The organism is uncultured Marixanthomonas sp. (assembly GCF_963974425.1).
GTDB lineage: Bacteria > Bacteroidota > Bacteroidia > Flavobacteriales > Flavobacteriaceae > Marixanthomonas.
This window is the reverse complement of record NZ_CAXBCK010000007.1, coordinates 21,473-39,193: the sequence shown is the minus strand read 5'-3', so window position 1 is coordinate 39,193 and position 17,721 is coordinate 21,473. Positions and strand designations below refer to the sequence as shown.

The window sequence follows — 17,721 nt, the reverse complement described above, 5'->3', positions numbered from 1 at the left end:
TTTTTTATGCTACTTTTCTTTGTTCAAGTTAGTGTAGCACAGGATACTAGTACCGTATCAGTTTCATTTAATAATACTCCATTAAAAGAAGCACTAAGCACTATAGAAAAGCAAACAGAGTATCATTTTTTTTACTTAGATAAATGGCTAGAAGGCAAGACAGTAAGCGGGAATTTTGATAATACAACAATGGATACTTTGTTGATCGAACTGTTAGACAAAACAGTTTTAAACTATTATATCACCAAGGATAAGCGAATTATACTTACCCAAAACAGTTTGGTCTACGACAAGCTTCCCGAAGGGTTTTTTCCGACGGAAGAGATAGATACAATTGCAATTGAAAAAGAGGTGACTGAAGCGTATTCTCCAATATTTTACAATCAAGAAAAACCAAAGAAAAGCACACCAATAGAAACGGTACGTATTGGTAAAGAAAACCAAGGGAACTCTCGTAATAGATATACTTTAAGCGGATATGTAACTAATTCATTGACCGGAAAACCTATTGCAGATCTTGCTATTTTAGTACAAGGTAGTAGTACTGGAACCACTACAAGTGATGATGGTTTTTATTCTATTTCATTACGTCCGGGTGTCAGTATGTTAGAGACCAAATTAATTGGTATTGAAGATGTGCAAAAAAGAGTGATTATCTATAATGATGGTAGACTCGATATGGAACTAAATGAAGATTACGAAATGCTAGGGGAGGTTTTTTTAGAAAACGAAGCAGATAACAATGTTACAAAAGCAGAAACCGGTGCAGAAACCATCGATGTAAAAGTAATTAAAAACATTCCGTTGGTTTTAGGAGAACGTGATATTTTAAAGGTAGCAACGACCCTTCCGGGTATTTCAAATGCTGGGGAAGGAGCAACCGGGTATAACGTTAGAGGTGGAAAAGCAGATCAAAACTTAATTCTTTTAGATGAAGGTGTTATTTACAATCCTTCTCATTTCTTCGGAATATTTTCTTCCATTAATCCGTTTACTTCTGGTAATGTGGATATCTATAAAGGGAGTATTCCTGCCGAATATGGCGGAAGACTTTCTTCGGTTTTCGATATTTCTACCCGAGATGCCAACACAGAAAAGTTTTCAGGCGAAGGCTCTATTGGTCCGGTAACGGCTAACTTGACATTAGAAACTCCGATAGTTAAAGATAAAGCTGGAATTATGGCTGGAGTTCGGGCAACCTATTCAGATTGGATTTTGAATTCACTCGATGAAGAATCTTTAAAGAATAGCGAAGCTTCTTTTTATGATGCCATTGTAAAATACAACCACCAAATAAATGAAAATAACGAAATAAAAGCCACAGGGTATTATAGTAAGGACCGGTATAGCATTACTTCAGATTCGTTGTTTGGGTATAGCAACCGGTTGGTTTCTTTACAGTGGAATCATAGGTTTAACGAGGAGAACAAGGGAAGTTTATTGTTGTTAAATAGTGAATATAAATATGATATTGAATACGACGGCCCAACAGATACCGATTTTGATCTAGGCTACAGCATTAACGAAACCCAACTAAAATTAAGATTTGATTCAAAACTGAACAATAAGCACACATTAGACTATGGTATTTCTACAAAATTGTACAATGTGCAACCGGGCGAGATACAACCCTCACAAAATAGTTCTATTGTAGACCCTTTAAAAATACCAAAAGAGAGAGGGTTAGAGAGCGCTGTGTTTTTGTCAGATAACTTTACAGTAAATGAAAAAATAGAGCTTAATGCTGGTATTAGGTATTCAACTTTTGCAGCACTTGGGGAGGCTACACAACGAAGTTATTTGGAAGGTGTTCCGTTAAGTGATGCCACGGTAACCGATACACTTAGTTACAATAATAATGAAACTATTGAAACTTATGGAGGGCTGGAGGGACGTGTTTCTGCACGGTATTCTTTTAACCCAGAGTTTTCGGTAAAAGCGAGTTTCAATAATACTATACAATATATTCATACCTTATCCAACAATACAACAATATCACCTACGGATACTTGGAAGCTTTCTGATTTAAATATTGAACCACAAAGAGCCAACCAATATGGTTTAGGGTTTTATTATAATTTTGACTCCAATAAATACGAAGTAAGCCTAGAAGGATACTATAAAACGTCTAAAAATATTTTAGACTTTAAAACAGGTGCCCAGCTTTTACTAAACGAAAATGTAGAAACAGAGTTATTGCAGGGTGAAGGAAAAGCCTACGGCCTCGAGTTTTTGGTTAGAAAAAAAACAGGGAAGTTAAATGGTTGGTTAAGTTATAGTTATTCTCGTTCTTTTCTTAAATTAGATAGTGAGTTTAAGGAAGAACGAATAAATAACGGTGATTTTTTCCCTTCAAATTATGACAAACCGCACGATATAAGCGTAGTTGCCAATTATAAATTAACAGAGCGTTTTAGTCTTTCTGCCAACTTTGTATACCAAACGGGACGTCCTATTACGTATCCTGTAGGAAGCTATGTGATAAATAACTCCGAATTTGTGCTGTATAGTGACCGAAATGAATTTAGAATACCAGATTATTATCGGTTAGATTTAAGCATTAATTTTGAAGGAAACCATAAATTGGATAAGCTAGCGCATAGCTTTTGGAATATTTCGGTGTATAATGTGTTAGGGCGTAGCAATCCATATTCTGTCTTTTTTGTAACAGATAATGGAGAAATAAAAGCGTATCAAAGCTCTATTTTTTCCATTCCAGTACCAACGATAACGTATAATTTTAAGTTTTAAATTATTGTGAAAGAAGGATTACGACATAAAAATTCAATGTTGAAGCGAGCTACACTCTTTTCAATTGTTTTTGCAGTCTTCTTTCTCCATGGATGTATAGAAGAAATTGATTTTGAAACAGAAACTTTTGAAAGCGCTCTTGTAGTAGAAGCTACTATTACCAATAAAACAAAACTACAGACAATTACACTAAGCCGCACATTTCAATTTGAAGAGGATGGACCTTCGGCCGAAACAAATGCAACAGTATTGGTTTCCGATTCTATGGGAAATGAATATTCTTTTGAAGAAACAGATGTGCCAGGTGTTTACCAATCAACTACTACCTTCTCTGCTCAGCTTGATCGTGATTACGAGTTGTCCATAATAACGGCTAATGGCAGGACCTATGGTTCTAACCCAACCGCTTTAGAAAGTACAACTCAAATTGATGATTTATATGCTGAACGAGAAACTAACGAAAGTGGAGAACTTGGTGTTTCAATTTTTGTTGATAGTAATAACTCAACTGAAGAAGGGACTTATTATCGTTTTGAATATGAGGAGACCTATAAAATAGTTTCCCAGTATTTTACCGATAAAGATTTAGAAGTAGTTACCTACAGTCCGCCAGAAGTGAAATTAGTGCCAAAAAATCGGGAGGAATTTACTTGCTATAATACAGTTCCTTCCACTGCTATACTATTGGCTAATACAAATACGCTTAGCGAAGATCGATTATCTCGGTTTCCAGTACGTTTTTTAAGCCGAGAAAACCCAAAAATTTCCACTCGTTATAGTTTGCTTGTAAAGCAATTAGTAATTTCTAGAGATGCGTATGTATTTTACGAAACATTAAAAAATTTTTCAGATTCAGGAAGTTTATTTTCACAAGTGCAACCAGGATTTATTAGTGGGAACCTTTTTTCAACCACTAATGAAAACGAAAATGTGATTGGTTTTTTTGAAGTAGCTGCTGTTTCATCAAAACGAATATTTTTTAACTATTCAGATTATTTCACACCACAGGATGGATCTTTACCACTTTTTGTAGAGGATTGTGATCTTAAACGCCCTAGATTACAATCATTGGTAAACCTAATAGGAAGTGGAGGAGCAAAGTTTGTTGCAGAACCTTCTGAGCCCGGGAACGAAGAAATAGGCTTTGGCCCTTATTTAATTGCACCAAAACCGTGTGTTGATTGTACTGTATTTGGGACAAATGTAGTACCAGATTTTTGGGAGGAATAATTCATTTTATAATGAAAGTAAAATTACAACATACAATTTTGAAACTGAAGAAGGTCACTTTTTTTTCAGTGATTTTAGCGTTCTTTTTTCTTTACGGGTGTGTAGAAGAAATTGATTTTGAAACAGAAAGCTTTGAAAGTGTTCTTGTAGTAGAAGCTACCATTACTAATGAAACAAAACTACAAACCATTACATTGAGCCGTACATTTCAGTTTGAAGAGGATGGACCTTCGGCTGAAAGTAATGCAACAGTACTAGTAACCGATTCTATGGGGAATCAATATTCTTTTGAAGAAACTGATATGCCTGGCATTTACCAATCAACTACTACTTTTGCTGCCCAGCTGGATCGTGACTATCAATTATCTATAACAACAACCAATGGCAGAAGCTATGGTTCTAGCCCTACAACGCTAGAAAGCATTACCCAAATAGATGATTTATATGTAGAACGGGAAACTAACGAAAGTGGAGATACTGGTGTTTCAATTTTTGTTGATAGTTACAACCCGAATGAAAAAGAAACCTATTACCGTTTTGAGTATGAAGAAACTTATAAAATAGTATCACCTTTAAGAGCTTCACAAAATTTAGAAGTTGTTAGTCTTAATCCTCCAGAAGTGGAGCTTGTACCTAAAACCCGAGAAGAAGAAGTTTGTTATGCTACCAAACAATCTAAATCAATTTTATTAGCATCGACAAACTTATTAGCTCAAGACCGTTTGTCGAGATATGAAGTGCGTTTTATTGAACGTATAAATCCAATTATTTCGCAGCGATATAGTGTTTTGGTAAAACAAAGTTCTATTTCAAGAGATGCGTATCGGTTTTATGAAAAATTAAAGAGTTTTTCAGAATCAGAAAGTCTTTTTTCTCAAGTTCAGCCAGGTTTTATCGAGGGAAATATTGTTTCACTAGAAAATGACACTGAAAAGGTGATTGGAATTTTCAATGTAGCTTCTGTATCTTCACAAAGACTTTTCTTTAACTATTCAGATTTATTTGCCGAAGATGAATCTCCAGGAACTTTTGTAGATGATTGTCTTCTTACAAGACCAGAATTGCCGCTTTTAGTAAATCAAATTGAAAGTGGACTAATAAAGTTTGCTTTAGAACCAACAGGGCCAGGAAACCGAGAAATAGGTTTTGGCCCATATTTAATAGCTCAAACACCTTGTATAGATTGTACTGTATTTGGTTCGAATGTAGTTCCAGACTTTTGGGAAGAATAATTTAATTTTTATATATGAATAAAAAGATTTTACATATTCTATTATTGTTTTTCACAATTGGTACAATTGCTTTTATGCAAGCACAGACTAGTAATCGTGATGCAAGCCAGCATTTCAACACATCAATAATACCAAATGAAAATATTTTTACACATTTAAATACGTCTTTGTTTTTTGTGGGCGAGTATTTGTATTATAAAATGTATGTGCTCAATTCAAAAACCGAAAATGTAAGTACCCTTAGTAAAGTAGCGTACCTTGAATTAATTAATGAAAACAAAGAATCGGTCTTTAAACATAAAATACCTTTGGTTTCAGGAATTGGACAAAGCGATTTTTTTATTCCTACTACAATTCCTTCAGGAAATTATAAAATTGTTTCCTATACCATGAACATGCTATCAAAAAGTCCTGATAATTATTTTCAGCAAGACATTACTATTATTAATCCATATAGAGGAAATCAAAGTACACTTACAAAAAAGAATGATACTCTTTTAAATAATGAGACTAGACCAAAGAATGTTATTGATAATAGCAGCAATAATTCAAGCTTTAGTATCACTACTGATAAAAAAAACTATGCAAAAAGAAGCCCCGTAATCCTACATTTTAAAGGTGAAAGAGGGGAACTTCCGGAGGGAGATTACTCATTATCGGTTAGAAAAATAGATACTGTTGCGCATGTCTCATTAAAACATGCTACAGATTATACAAATCTAGTTTCCGATAACTTTAAACCTCAAAACAAGCTCATAGTGCCAGAGTTAAGAGGAGAAATCCTTACGGGAAAAATAAGCACTAAAGATGAAAGCCAGAAAATTGGAAAACAAAAGATAGCCTTATCAATCCCGGGCGATAATTTTATTTTTGAAATATCTAACGTGGATTCTGAAGGGAACTTCTATTTTAATATCGATAGACCGTATTCAAACAATACCCTAGCATTGCAAGTACTTAATGATTTTGATAATACTTTTGAAATTATAGTAAACGACGAAGCTTCCATAAGTTTTGATACATTAGATTTTAATCATTTTTACATCACACCAGAAATGAAAAATCTGATTGTAGAACGCAGTGTTTACAATCAGGTTGAAAATGCATATTACAGTGTAAAACCAGATACTGTAAAGACAATTCCACCGCATACCTCTATTTATAAAAAAAAGAGTTCCATTTACAATTTAGACGAATACACTCGTTTTCCTACTATGAAAGAAACCATGGTGGAAATAGTAAACGATGCTTGGATAGACTGGCAAAACGGAAAAGGTACTTTTGCAATTAGAGAAAAGGAGAATAGCTTGCGCAGCAATGCCCCTGTTCTTTTACTAGTAGATGGTTTTTTTGTACAGGATCATCAAACATTAATAGATTACAATGCTAATAAAGTAGAAAGCATAGCCATAATGCAAGATAAATATTATTATGGTTCGCAAACTTTTCAAGGGGTAATGGTTGTGGAAACTATTGAAGATGATTTTTACGAAAAACCTTTAAAGAATTATGTTAAGCAAGTTGAAATAGTACCCATTCAACAAAAAAAACAATATTTTAAACAAGTATATTCAAACACGGATAACTCAGAAGCGTCGCAACGTGTACCTGATTATAGAAGACAATTACTTTGGTTGCCAGAACTAGAATTTAACGAATCTAGCAGAAATATTACCTGCTATACTTCAGATATTTCAGGTGTTTATGAAGTTATAATGGAAGGTTTCACTGAAAAAGGACAGCCTATTTTCCTAAAAAAAACATTTACTGTAAGGTAATTATGTTAAAAAATTAAAAAGATCGCATTAATTTTAAAATTTATTACTATATTTATAAAATCATAATTGGGGTGCTAAAGTTAAAACAGCTGAGAATATACCCATTGAACTTAGAGAGATAATACTCATTAAAGAATTATGATAGCAAAGAGAATTAAAATGTGATTTTACATTTTGTTCTCTTTGTTTTTTTTTAAACTACTCACAAACAAAATCATTCCTTTACCTTTTTATCCATTTGTGAACTGATAAAAGGAATTCGTGGTGCTAAAAAATAGCCTGTTAAGCTAGCAAACAAAATAGGAATAAAATAAGTAAACCCAGTTAATGTAGCTAATAGAATAGTAGTACTCATAGGGGTTCGGGTAACACAAGCGTTAACCGATGCCATACAGCAAATAACCGCCAACGATACATCTACGGAAGGAAATACTTGATGTATTAACAATCCTAACGTTGCCCCGACAAAAAATAACGGAATTATAAAACCACCACGCCAACCCGAAGTAACCGTTACTGAAATAGCTATAATTTTAAATATAAGTATAGCAGTTAATAATGTAATAGAGTAATCATTAGATAATAATTCGTTTATTTCGTGATGTCCAAAATATCGTGTTATAGGTAGGTAAAAAGCAATTATCCCCAATATTATACCACCAAGTAATGTTTTTATATAGATGGGGACGTGTAGTTTTCCAAAAATATTCTTTAAAAACTTAGTGCAGAAAATAAATGACCACGCCAGTACCGCAGCTGAACAAGCAAACAGGACAGCAAATAGAAAATCATAAGTCGATTCCATTTCATAAGCGGGTAGCTCCCAAGTAGGGCCGAGTCCTAAATGAATAATTAAAGCAAAAACTACATAACTAAAGCAACTTGCTACAAAAGCAGGGATAATGGCCTTGTAATACTCTACAGCGTGTTTGTGGTGTAATATTTCTAGTGAAAACAAACTTCCACCTAATGGTGCTCCAAACAAAGCGGTAAAACCAGAAGCCATCCCAGCAATACTTAATGAGCGTCGGTCTTCTCCTTTTAAGCGAAAAACTTTCCCTAGCCACGTTCCAGTAGATCCTGTAACTTGTACCAACGGTGCCTCTGGACCTAAACTTCCCCCAGAGGCTACACAAAGCAAGGAAGAAAGAATCATCGATGGATTATTCTTTGGATCCAACTTTCCTTTATTAAAGCGAATGTTGTTGACGATTAACTGTATTTCTCCGGGGTCACCAATAAGATGAATAACAATACCAGCCAATAACCCAGATATTGCCATTGCCGGAATTACTTGCCAGCCTTCAAAAAAAGCAATTTGATGAGTTAAAAACTCTAAAACAATCCAATACACCCCTGCAATAACGCCACCCAGTAATCCTAACAGTGCCCACAGTAAAAAATTTCGGCTAAATAGAAAAGGATTAAATGAAATAGGCCTGTCTAGTATGTTTACATATTCTACAAGCTTTCTTCTTTTTTTAAGTTTCATGGCTTGAACTGTATTTTAAAATAATTGCTGCTTATTGATATTGACGCTGCCAACTGAAAACTGCGTACTGAACACTATTAAAGCTCATCACTCTTTTCCTTTTGCCCACTATTCATTAAATAGGCCTTTAAAAAGTCATCTAAGTCACCATCTAAAACAGCATCGGTATTTCCAGTTTCGTGGCCAGTACGAACGTCTTTAATTAACTTATAAGGATGCAACACATAGTTTCGTATTTGGGATCCCCATTCTATTGCCATTTTGCTGTCTTCTATTTCGGCACGCTGCTCTTGTTGTTTCCGAAGTTCTATTTCGTATAACTGCGATTTCAACATTTGCATGGCTTTTTGGCGGTTTTCTAGTTGAGAGCGTGTTTCAGAATTATGTATAACAATCCCAGAAGGTTTGTGTGTTAAAATAGCTTTAGTTTCAACCTTATTCACGTTTTGCCCTCCAGCGCCGCTACTTCGTGCAAAATCCCATGATATATCTCCAGGACTTACATCAATCTCTATAGAATCATCGGCCAAAGGATATACATACACACTAGCGAAACTAGTATGGCGCTTAGCGTTGCTATCAAATGGGGAGATGCGCACCAATCTATGCACACCGTTCTCGCTTTTTAGCCAACCAAAAGCATATTCGCCGTCAATTTCGAGTGTTACGGTTTTTATCCCGGCTACATCGCCTTCTTGGTAGTTAAGCTCTTTAACTTTAAACCCATTTTTTTCAGCCCACATTAAGTACATACGCATCAGCATACTAGCCCAATCGCAACTTTCGGTACCACCAGCACCGGCTGTAATCTGCAAAACGGCACTTAAATCGTCACCTTCTTCGCTCAGCATGTTTTTAAACTCAAGCGACTCGATGGCTTTTAGGGCTTTATCATAGCGGTTTTCAACGTTTTCCGCCTCGCCTTCGCCTTCTTTAAAAAATTCGTAAATTACTTCGGCATCTTCCGTAAAGTTAACGGCTTCTTCATAATCTTCTACCCACTTTTTTTTATTTCGAAGTTGACGCATAAATACTTCGGCTTCTTGAGGGTTATCCCAAAAATTGGGATCAAAAGTTTTTTCTTCTTCGTTTTGTATTTCTATTCGTTTTCCGGCTACGTCAAAGATACTGCCTCAAAGAATCCAGGCGATCCTTAAGGTCTTGGAGTTGATCGTTCGTAATCATATAGTGTTTGGTTTGTTTAAAATTTCTTTCAGAAAAACAAAAATAGGATTTAACTCGGCAAGCGGAAATTATTTCAGCCTATTTTTATAACTTTAAATCGTACTAACCAAATACATCAATTTGTTATGAAACCTTACTTTTTACTACTTACCGTACTTATAAGTACCATTAGTATTGCCCAAAAAAATACGGAAATGAAACCGAATTCAATTATTTCTGAAATAACTAAAACATTAGATAATCAAAATGTAGAAAATTACTTCTTTACTAATCGCACCTGTTTAGGGGATACTCGAATTATTACGATGAATAAAGAGGAAAAATGTTTTACCAGCGGAAATTTTAGTGAATACTATTTATTTTGGCAAAAAGACGGTGTAACCCATATTACCAAAGCTGATAATTGCGGTGCTTTTAAAAGATTGAAAATCAATGATAACGATATATTTGATTTTTTTCTGAAGCATAAAGAAGCGCTTAAAAATAATTCGGTTAAAGAATACGAAGTAGCAGACCCTGAAAATGTGCCAACACAAAGAACAGAAGTATATCCGTGTTCGCATAAGTTTTCTTTTACAACGCCAATGGGTACCTTTACAAAAAAGTTTAAGGAGTTTGATGTAACAAACGCTTCTAAACAAAGTAATCTCAATTATGAGTATAATCAGCAATTAAAATTAATTGCCCTAGATAAAATGATAGATGCTGTAATTTCAGAAACAGCAGATAAATTAAAAAGACAATAAAATATACCTGCATGAAAATTGACCTACGCAGTGACACCGTCACAAAACCTACAAAAGAAATGTTGCAAGCCATTATGGAAGCCGAAGTAGGGGACGATGTGTATAAAGAAGACCCTACCGTAAACAAATTAGAAAACTATGTAGCCGATCTTTTTGGTATGGACGAAGCCCTCTTTTTCCCAACGGGGAGTATGGCCAATCAAGCTGCTATAAAGCTACATACTCAGCCTAGTGAACAGTTAATTTGCGATAAATGGGCGCATGTTTTTAATTATGAAGGCGGTGGCGCCTCGTTTAACAGTGGTGTGTCTTGTAAATTGGTTGATGGTGATCGTGGAATGATTACCGCTGCACAAGTGGAAGAAAACATCAATCCGCCAGATTTTTACCACAGTCCATTGACTACCTTGGTTTGCTTGGAAAATACTACCAACAAAGGGGGAGGAGCGTGTTACGTTTTTGAAGAAATAAAGAAAATTCGAAAAGTCTGTGATAAACACAATTTGGGGCTGCATTTGGATGGCGCTAGATTAATGAATGCAATCGTAGCCAAAAAAGAAAACCCAAAAGACTACGGGAAAATATTTGATACGTTAACCATTTGCTTAAGTAAAGGAATGGGTACTCCATTAGGAACGCTGTTACTTGGAAAAAAAGAACTGATACAAAATGCCATGCGCGTTAGGAAAGTGTTAGGTGGTGGTATGCGCCAAATAGGCTTTATGGCAGCAGCGGGATTATATGCTTTTGAAAATCATATTGAACGATTAGCAGAAGACCATAAAAAAGCTTCGGAAATAGCTGAGACCTTAAGAAAGCAATCCTACGTTTCAACAGTAGAACCTACAGAGACTAATATTGTTATCTTTTACTTGAATGAAGGCTTTTCCGAAGAAAAGTTTATGGATGACCTACAAAATCAAGACATTGTAATAAGCAATATGGGACAAGGAAAACTTCGTGTAGTAACCCATTTGGATTATACCAATGCGATGCACAAGCGTTTTTTGGAAGTTTTGAGACAATATAAGTAACTAAAAAAAAGCTCCTATATAAGGAGCTTTTTTTAGTTTTAAAGTAAAAAGATGTTTACTCAACTTCTTTCACCTCTGCTCCCGGAGCATTTTTCTTTACAGATTCAATACCGTTGTTCATTCCGCTTTCAGCAGAATACATTTGGCTACTGCCGATAATTTGTCCGTTTGTGGATTTTAAATTGAAATGAAATTTTCCGTTTTTAGCAGTTTTCTTTTCATAACGAGCATCGTCGCCACAATTTTTTTGAATAGACTCAATTCCATTTTTTGCGGATGCCTTTGAGTTATACATTTCACTAGTTAAAATCACTTGCCCGTTACTTGCTTTTAAGTTGAAATGATATTGATCTCCTTTTTTCTTTAATTCGAACATGTTTCTTATTTATAGTTAAACTTGTTTTAAGTACTTAAATATCCGAAAAAAAAACCATACTCTAAAGTTATAACCTATTTCATTACAGAATTTTAATCAATGTTTAACATCAATCATCAGAAAAAAACAGTTATAATATTTGCGCTAAAAATCTAGTATTAATGATGAATACCTAAAAGATATTATAAAATTGACTAACATTAATGTTAAAACAAGTACTTATAATAATAAATCTACGTTGTTTATTTTTATTTGGCATTATATGTGCTTATTTTAACTGAAAACAACAGAAGACTATGAAACGTGTTATCTTAATTGCATTTATTTTTATTACTACAATGGCAACAGCACAGATGAAGAGTAGTAAATTAAATTGGCACACTAATTTGGAAGAAGCACAAACCCTTTCAAAAGAGCTAAATAAACCTACTTTAATATATTTTACTGGAAGTGATTGGTGCGCACCTTGCAAAAAACTCAAAGAAGACTTTTTTGAAAGTCCCGAGTTTAGACATAAAGCAGAAAGTTTAGTGTTAGTTGTAATAGACTATCCTAGAAAAGTAGATTTACTTAGCCAAGAACAACTAGACTATAACAAAACGATAATTAGTAAGTATAATAAGCAACAGACGTTTCCTAAAATAGTAATGCTAAATCCAAAAGGGAATGAAGTGGGTAGTATTTCAGGTTATAGTCCATCACGTGATACTAGTAAACATTTTACTTTTCTAGAAGAGCATATATAATCTAGATTGATAAAACAGTATATAAGAGCCTTGTAAAAATTTTACAAGGCTCTTTTTTATTACTTAAACATATCCATTCCTGGGATATTTGGCATGCCTTCTTTGGCAACGGCACCAATTTCAGCTTCATTAACATCGGTTGCTTTTTTAATAGCTTTGTTGAGATTGACAACTAGATAATCTTCTAATTGCTCTTTATCTTCTAATAAAGAATCGTCGATTTCAATTTTTTTGATTTCTCGATTGGCCGTTATCGTAATTTTTAATAATCCGTCATTGCTTTCTTCATCAAGAAGAACGGTATCTAAGCGTTTTTTAGTTGCTGCTACTTTTTCTTGGGCTTCTTTTAATTTAGCCATCATATCTCCGAACATAACTTTTTGTTTTAGGTTTGGTACAAATTTACTAATTTGCTTAGGTAATAATCAACCTTTTAAAGATGAAAAAACCTATAGTTGTTTCCATGGTATGCCTTATTTTTGCCGTTTCTTGTAAAACAGATAAAACTTCCGAAGAGAATATGGAGATAACCCCACCTAAAGCTGCTAAAATTGCTAAGAATCTTGAAATGCATGGTGATACCCGTGTTGACAATTATTACTGGCTTAACGATCGTGAAAATGAAGAAGTGATTGATTACCTGGAACGGGAAAACGATTTTTATGAAAAGATGACGGAACATACCAAAGCGTTTCAGAAAGATCTTTTTGAAGAAATGAAAAGCCGAATTAAAGAAGATGATGAGTCGGTTCCCTATTTTTATAATGGCTATTACTACATTACACGTTTTGAAACTGGGAATGATTACCCAATCTATGCTCGTAAAAAAGGTTCTTTACAAGCAGAAGAAGAGATTTTGTTTAATGTAAATAATATGGCTAAGGACCATTCCTATTATAACTTGAGAGGAATAAACGTAAGCCCAGATAATAAATGGGTTGCTTTTGGAGTGGATACGGTAAGTAGAAGGCAATATAAACTTCATGTCAAAAATTTAGAAACAGGTGAAATTCTTTCTGAAACAATTGCGAATACTACTGGAGGCTCTACGTGGGCTAATGACAGTGAAACACTATTTTACACCCGAAAAGATCCACAAACGCTGCGTTCTAATGAAATTTTCAGACATAAAAGAGGAACTGAAGCAAGTAGCGATGAATTAATATATACCGAAGAAGACGAAACGTATATTACCTATATATATAAGACAAAATCTGATAAATACCTCGTAATTGGGAGTAATAGCACGTTAACTTCAGAGTATCAAATTCTGGAAGCAGATAATCCAGATGGAACTTTTAAAGTTTTTCAACCGCGTGAAAGAGGATTAGAATACAATATTTCACATTTCGGAGCAGACTTTTATGTGCTAACCAATAAAGACGGTGCGACCAACTTTAAGTTGATGAAAACACCTGAAAACAAAACCCTGAAAGAAAATTGGAAAGATGTTATAGAGCATAGAGAAACAGTGTTGTTGGAAGATATCGACATCTTTAAAGATTATTTGGTGGTAAGTGAACGTAACAACGGCTTAAATAAAATACGTATCATGCGTTGGGACGAAACGGATGATTACTATCTGCCGTTCGATAATGAAACCTATACAGCCTATACCATACAAAACCGAGAATTTGAAACCGATACTTTACGCTACGGCTATAATTCGTTGATTACACCAGCTTCGGTAGTAGATTTCAACATGAAAACTCGCCAAAAGACGGTAAAGAAAGAAGTAGAAGTATTAGGCGGAAAGTTCGAAAAAGATAACTACGAATCTAAGCGTATTTGGGCCACAGCGGAAGATGGCACCAAAATTCCAATTTCGTTAGTGTCTCGCAAAGGAATTAAAAAAGATGGCAGCAATCCATTTCTCTTATATGCTTATGGATCCTATGGTTCCACAATCGATCCTTATTTTTCAACCGTACGCTTAAGCCTAATGGATCGAGGATTTATTTTTGCCATTGCACACGTTCGCGGTGGGGAATATTTAGGAAGACAGTGGTACGAGGACGGAAAACTACTGAAAAAGAAAAACACCTTTACCGATTTTGTAGACGCTTCAAAATATGTAATTGAAGAAGGATATACTTCTGCAGACCATTTATACGCGTCAGGTGGTTCTGCTGGTGGATTATTAATGGGTGCTATTGTAAATATGAACCCAGAACTATATAATGGAGTAATTGCTTCAGTACCATTTGTAGATGTAGTAACTACGATGCTCGATGATACTATTCCATTAACAACAGGAGAATATGATGAGTGGGGAAATCCGAACGAGAAAGATTATTATGAATATATAAAATCGTATTCACCATATGATAATGTGAAAAAGCAGGAGTATCCTAATTTGTTGGTTACAACTGGGCTACACGACTCGCAAGTGCAGTATTGGGAACCAGCAAAATGGGTGGCGAAACTAAGGGAAATGAAGACAGATAAAAACAAATTACTGCTACAGACAAATATGGATGCCGGTCACGGTGGTGCATCGGGAAGGTTCGAAGCACTTAAGGAAGTAGCAATGGACTATGCATTTATACTGGACTTAGAGAACATTAAAGAGTAATTAAAAAAAATAATGTAACTTTGCCTAGTTTTTTAAATGAAGGTATTACACCTGACTTTTACTAACGAAAATTCCCTTTATGAAAGAAGAAATTCAGGCGCATGATAATGTGTTGCAATTAATAGGAAACACTCCTTTAATAAAACTCAACAACATTACGGCGAACATGAAAGGCAACTATTTTGCTAAAGTAGAGGCATTTAATCCCGGTCACTCTTCAAAAGACCGTATTGCCCTTTATATAATTGAACAAGCCGAGAAAAAAGGAATCCTCAAACCTGGAAGTACAATTGTCGAAACCACTAGTGGTAACACAGGTTTCAGTATTGCTATGGTGAGTATATTAAAAGGATACAAATGTATTTTAGCAGTAAGCTCAAAATCTTCAAAAGATAAAATAGATATGTTGCGTACTATGGGTGCACAAGTCTATGTTTGTCCAGCTCACGTTCCAGCAGACGATCCGCGTTCGTATTACGAAGTAGCTAAGCGATTGCATCAAGAAACAGAAGGTTCGGTATATATTAATCAGTACTTCAATAGTTTAAATATTGAAGCACACTATAAAACTACCGGTCCTGAAATTTGGAATCAAACAAAAGGACAGATAACGCATTTGGTGGCTTGTAGTGGTACTGGAGGTACTATTTCTGGTACGGCTCGTTTCCTGAAAGAACAAAACCCAGACATCAAAATAATTGGTATTGATGCTTTTGGTTCGGTTTTGAAGAAATACCACGAAACCCGTGAATTTGATAAAAACGAAATTTATCCTTACAGAATTGAAGGATTGGGGAAAAACCTGATTCCAGAAGCTACAGACTTTAACTCCATTGACAAATTCATAAAAGTAACTGATGACCAAAGTGCTCATACAGCACGAGAGTTAGCAAGAACCGAAGGCATTTTTGCAGGATATACAAGCGGTGCAGCTATGCAAGGCTTAAAGCAGTTGGAAGAGGACGGCGATTTTGGTGAGGACAGTAATATTGTTGTTATTTTTCCAGATCACGGATCACGCTATATGAGTAAAATATACAGTGATGAATGGATGGAGCAACAAGGTTTTATGGACACTGAAGTAGAGCAGATTGCTGCTGTTCAGGTAGTAAAATAACTTTTAAAGGTTAGGCCTTAAAATACCTTACTTTTTAAACTTTTGGATAGGATATTCATTAGTTGTCAATATCTTCAGAAAAAGAATATGGCTATGGGAAGTAATTTCCCTATTTTTGCGCCCTGTATTGAAACAAAATTACTTGATGAAAGATTTATTTGATAAAATTTACAAAGACAAAGGCCCGTTAGGGAAGTGGGCAGAACAAGCTGAAGGCTATTTTGTATTTCCCAAACTTGAAGGTCCTATTAGCAATAGAATGCACTTTAATGGGAAAGAAGTGATTACATGGAGTGTAAATGATTATTTAGGCCTCGCTAATCACCCTGAAGTACGTAAAGTAGATGCCGAAGCTGGTGCCAAATACGGTTCAGCATATCCAATGGGTGCTCGTATGATGAGCGGTCATACCGATCTTCACGAGCAACTACAAAAAGAATTAGCTGCATTTGTAAATAAAGAAGCTTCTTATTTATTGAATTTCGGTTATCAAGGAATGGTTTCTACCATTGATGCTTTAGTTTCAAAAGACGATGTAATTGTGTACGATGTAGATGCTCATGCCTGTATTATAGATGGTGTTCGTTTGCATTTAGGTCAGCGCTTTACTTATAAGCACAACGATATGGAAAGTATCGAAAAAAACTTAAAACGTGCTGAACGAGTTGCTGAAAAAACTGGAGGAGGAATTTTATTGATTTCTGAAGGTGTTTTCGGAATGCGAGGAGAACAAGGAAGATTAAAAGAAATTGCTGCCCTTAAAAAGAAATATACATTCCGTTTGTTTGTTGATGACGCACACGGATTTGGTACCTTAGGAAAAACAGGTGCTGGAGCAGGAGAGGAGCAAGGAGTTCAAGATGATATTGACGTGTATTTTGCCACATTTGCAAAATCTATGGCGAGTACAGGAGCTTTTATCGCTGCAGACGAAGAAATAATAAACTACTTAAAATACAACCTACGTTCTCAAATGTTTGCCAAATCATTGCAAATGCAATTGGTGGAAGGTGCTTTAAAACGTTTAGATATGTTACGCACCATGCCAGAGCTTAAAGAAAAGCTTTGGGAAAATGTAGATGCTTTACAAGGCGGACTTAAAAAACGAGGTTTTGATATTGGTACTACCCAAAGTTGTGTAACACCCGTGTATTTAAAAGGAAGTATTCCTGAGGCGATGGCTTTGGTAAAAGATCTTCGTGAAAATCACGGAATATTCTGTTCTATAGTAGTTTACCCTGTGATACCTAAAGGATTAATACTACTTAGGATGATACCAACTGCATCACACACCATGGATGACATTAACGAAACATTAGAAGCCTTTTCAGCTATACGCGATCGTTTGGAAGATGGAACTTATAAGCGTCTTTCTGCAGCTGTAGCGCAAGCAATGGGTGAATAAACTCAATTCCTATGAAAATAGGAATCTTGGCAAACAAAAAGCATTATTATAAAA

14 protein-coding genes are annotated in these 17,721 nt (G+C 35.0%); 10 read left to right on the top strand and 4 right to left on the bottom strand.

Features of this window, described 5'->3' with window-relative positions; all coding sequences use genetic code 11:
* The first annotated feature begins 6 nt into the window (after positions 1-6).
* The 4 genes from AACZ92_RS03065 to AACZ92_RS03050 are packed head-to-tail and all read left to right on the top strand — an operon-like array spanning position 7 to position 6,991.
* Positions 7-2,751, top strand: a complete 2,745-nt coding sequence (locus AACZ92_RS03065; RefSeq protein ID WP_339697011.1) for a TonB-dependent receptor — start codon at positions 7-9, stop codon at positions 2,749-2,751.
* 39 nt (positions 2,752-2,790) lie between these two features.
* Positions 2,791-3,981, top strand: coding sequence for a DUF4249 domain-containing protein (locus AACZ92_RS03060; protein WP_339697009.1), 1,191 nt, complete (start codon positions 2,791-2,793; stop codon positions 3,979-3,981).
* Positions 3,982-3,992: 11 nt separating this feature from the next.
* The gene (locus tag AACZ92_RS03055) at positions 3,993-5,213 is read left to right on the top strand and encodes a DUF4249 domain-containing protein (protein ID WP_339697007.1); all 1,221 of its coding nucleotides are present in this window, start codon (positions 3,993-3,995) and stop codon (positions 5,211-5,213) included.
* A gap of 14 nt (positions 5,214-5,227) precedes the next feature.
* Positions 5,228-6,991 carry a hypothetical protein gene (locus AACZ92_RS03050; RefSeq protein ID WP_339697005.1) on the top strand — a complete coding sequence of 588 codons (1,764 nt, stop codon included), beginning with the start codon at positions 5,228-5,230 and terminating at the stop codon, positions 6,989-6,991.
* A gap of 214 nt (positions 6,992-7,205) precedes the next feature.
* On the opposite strand, the gene AACZ92_RS03045 is transcribed toward AACZ92_RS03050, so the two are convergent.
* Positions 7,206-8,483 carry a chloride channel protein gene (locus tag AACZ92_RS03045; RefSeq protein WP_339697003.1) on the bottom strand — a complete coding sequence of 426 codons (1,278 nt, stop codon included), beginning with the start codon at positions 8,481-8,483 and terminating at the stop codon, positions 7,206-7,208.
* 77 nt (positions 8,484-8,560) lie between these two features.
* Positions 8,561-9,668, bottom strand: a protein-coding gene (gene prfB / locus AACZ92_RS03040; protein ID WP_339697001.1) for a peptide chain release factor 2 whose coding sequence is annotated in 2 segments (ribosomal slippage) — positions 8,561-9,604 and positions 9,606-9,668 — 1,107 coding nt in all. Because the reading frame shifts where the segments join, the coding sequence is not laid out codon by codon here.
* A 194-nt stretch (positions 9,669-9,862) separates the two neighbouring features.
* On the opposite strand from prfB, the gene AACZ92_RS03035 reads away from it, so the two are divergent.
* Together AACZ92_RS03035 and AACZ92_RS03030 are read left to right on the top strand one after the other, a co-directional pair.
* Positions 9,863-10,414, top strand: a complete 552-nt coding sequence (locus AACZ92_RS03035) for a hypothetical protein (protein ID WP_339696999.1) — start codon at positions 9,863-9,865, stop codon at positions 10,412-10,414.
* Between the two features lie 11 nt (positions 10,415-10,425).
* Positions 10,426-11,448 carry a GntG family PLP-dependent aldolase gene (locus AACZ92_RS03030; RefSeq protein WP_339696997.1) on the top strand — a complete coding sequence of 341 codons (1,023 nt, stop codon included), beginning with the start codon at positions 10,426-10,428 and terminating at the stop codon, positions 11,446-11,448.
* 55 nt (positions 11,449-11,503) lie between these two features.
* Here AACZ92_RS03030 and AACZ92_RS03025 read toward each other — a convergent pair whose 3' ends face one another.
* Entirely contained in the window at positions 11,504-11,824 is a 321-nt protein-coding gene (locus AACZ92_RS03025) for a YegP family protein (protein WP_339696995.1), read from the bottom strand.
* 296 nt (positions 11,825-12,120) lie between these two features.
* On the opposite strand from AACZ92_RS03025, the gene AACZ92_RS03020 reads away from it, so the two are divergent.
* Positions 12,121-12,570 carry a thioredoxin family protein gene (locus AACZ92_RS03020; RefSeq protein ID WP_339696993.1) on the top strand — a complete coding sequence of 150 codons (450 nt, stop codon included), beginning with the start codon at positions 12,121-12,123 and terminating at the stop codon, positions 12,568-12,570.
* Between the two features lie 59 nt (positions 12,571-12,629).
* On the opposite strand, the gene AACZ92_RS03015 is transcribed toward AACZ92_RS03020, so the two are convergent.
* Positions 12,630-12,944, bottom strand: coding sequence for a YbaB/EbfC family nucleoid-associated protein (locus AACZ92_RS03015; protein WP_339696991.1), 315 nt, complete (start codon positions 12,942-12,944; stop codon positions 12,630-12,632).
* A 65-nt stretch (positions 12,945-13,009) separates the two neighbouring features.
* Between AACZ92_RS03015 and AACZ92_RS03010 the strand changes: the two genes are divergently transcribed.
* The 3 genes from AACZ92_RS03010 to AACZ92_RS03000 all read left to right on the top strand — a co-directional run bounded on the left by AACZ92_RS03010 (position 13,010) and on the right by AACZ92_RS03000 (position 17,667).
* A complete protein-coding gene (locus tag AACZ92_RS03010) occupies positions 13,010-15,145 on the top strand; it encodes a S9 family peptidase (RefSeq protein ID WP_339696989.1) in 2,136 nt (711 codons plus the stop codon).
* A gap of 79 nt (positions 15,146-15,224) precedes the next feature.
* On the top strand, positions 15,225-16,262 hold the full coding sequence (locus AACZ92_RS03005; RefSeq protein ID WP_339696987.1) for a cysteine synthase family protein: 1,038 nt from the start codon (positions 15,225-15,227) through the stop codon (positions 16,260-16,262).
* Between the two features lie 145 nt (positions 16,263-16,407).
* Positions 16,408-17,667, top strand: coding sequence for an aminotransferase class I/II-fold pyridoxal phosphate-dependent enzyme (locus AACZ92_RS03000; RefSeq protein ID WP_339696985.1), 1,260 nt, complete (start codon positions 16,408-16,410; stop codon positions 17,665-17,667).
* The last annotated feature ends 54 nt before the right edge of the window (positions 17,668-17,721 follow it).

Bases quoted from the DNA above. Each gene is read 5' to 3' on its own strand.
- AACZ92_RS03065 (WP_339697011.1), top strand. From the start codon at position 7: ATGCTACTTTTCTTTGTTCAAGTTAGTGTAGCACAGGATACTAGTACC.
- AACZ92_RS03055 (WP_339697007.1), top strand. From the start codon at position 3,993: ATGAAAGTAAAATTACAACATACAATTTTGAAACTGAAGAAGGTCACT.
- AACZ92_RS03050 (WP_339697005.1), top strand. From the start codon at position 5,228: ATGAATAAAAAGATTTTACATATTCTATTATTGTTTTTCACAATTGGT.
- AACZ92_RS03045 (WP_339697003.1), bottom strand. From the start codon at position 8,483: ATGAAACTTAAAAAAAGAAGAAAGCTTGTAGAATATGTAAACATACTA.
- AACZ92_RS03035 (WP_339696999.1), top strand. From the start codon at position 9,863: ATGAAACCGAATTCAATTATTTCTGAAATAACTAAAACATTAGATAAT.
- AACZ92_RS03030 (WP_339696997.1), top strand. From the start codon at position 10,426: ATGAAAATTGACCTACGCAGTGACACCGTCACAAAACCTACAAAAGAA.
- AACZ92_RS03025 (WP_339696995.1), bottom strand. From the start codon at position 11,824: ATGTTCGAATTAAAGAAAAAAGGAGATCAATATCATTTCAACTTAAAA.
- AACZ92_RS03020 (WP_339696993.1), top strand. From the start codon at position 12,121: ATGAAACGTGTTATCTTAATTGCATTTATTTTTATTACTACAATGGCA.
- AACZ92_RS03015 (WP_339696991.1), bottom strand. From the start codon at position 12,944: ATGTTCGGAGATATGATGGCTAAATTAAAAGAAGCCCAAGAAAAAGTA.
- AACZ92_RS03010 (WP_339696989.1), top strand. From the start codon at position 13,010: ATGAAAAAACCTATAGTTGTTTCCATGGTATGCCTTATTTTTGCCGTT.
- AACZ92_RS03005 (WP_339696987.1), top strand. From the start codon at position 15,225: ATGAAAGAAGAAATTCAGGCGCATGATAATGTGTTGCAATTAATAGGA.
- AACZ92_RS03000 (WP_339696985.1), top strand. From the start codon at position 16,408: ATGAAAGATTTATTTGATAAAATTTACAAAGACAAAGGCCCGTTAGGG.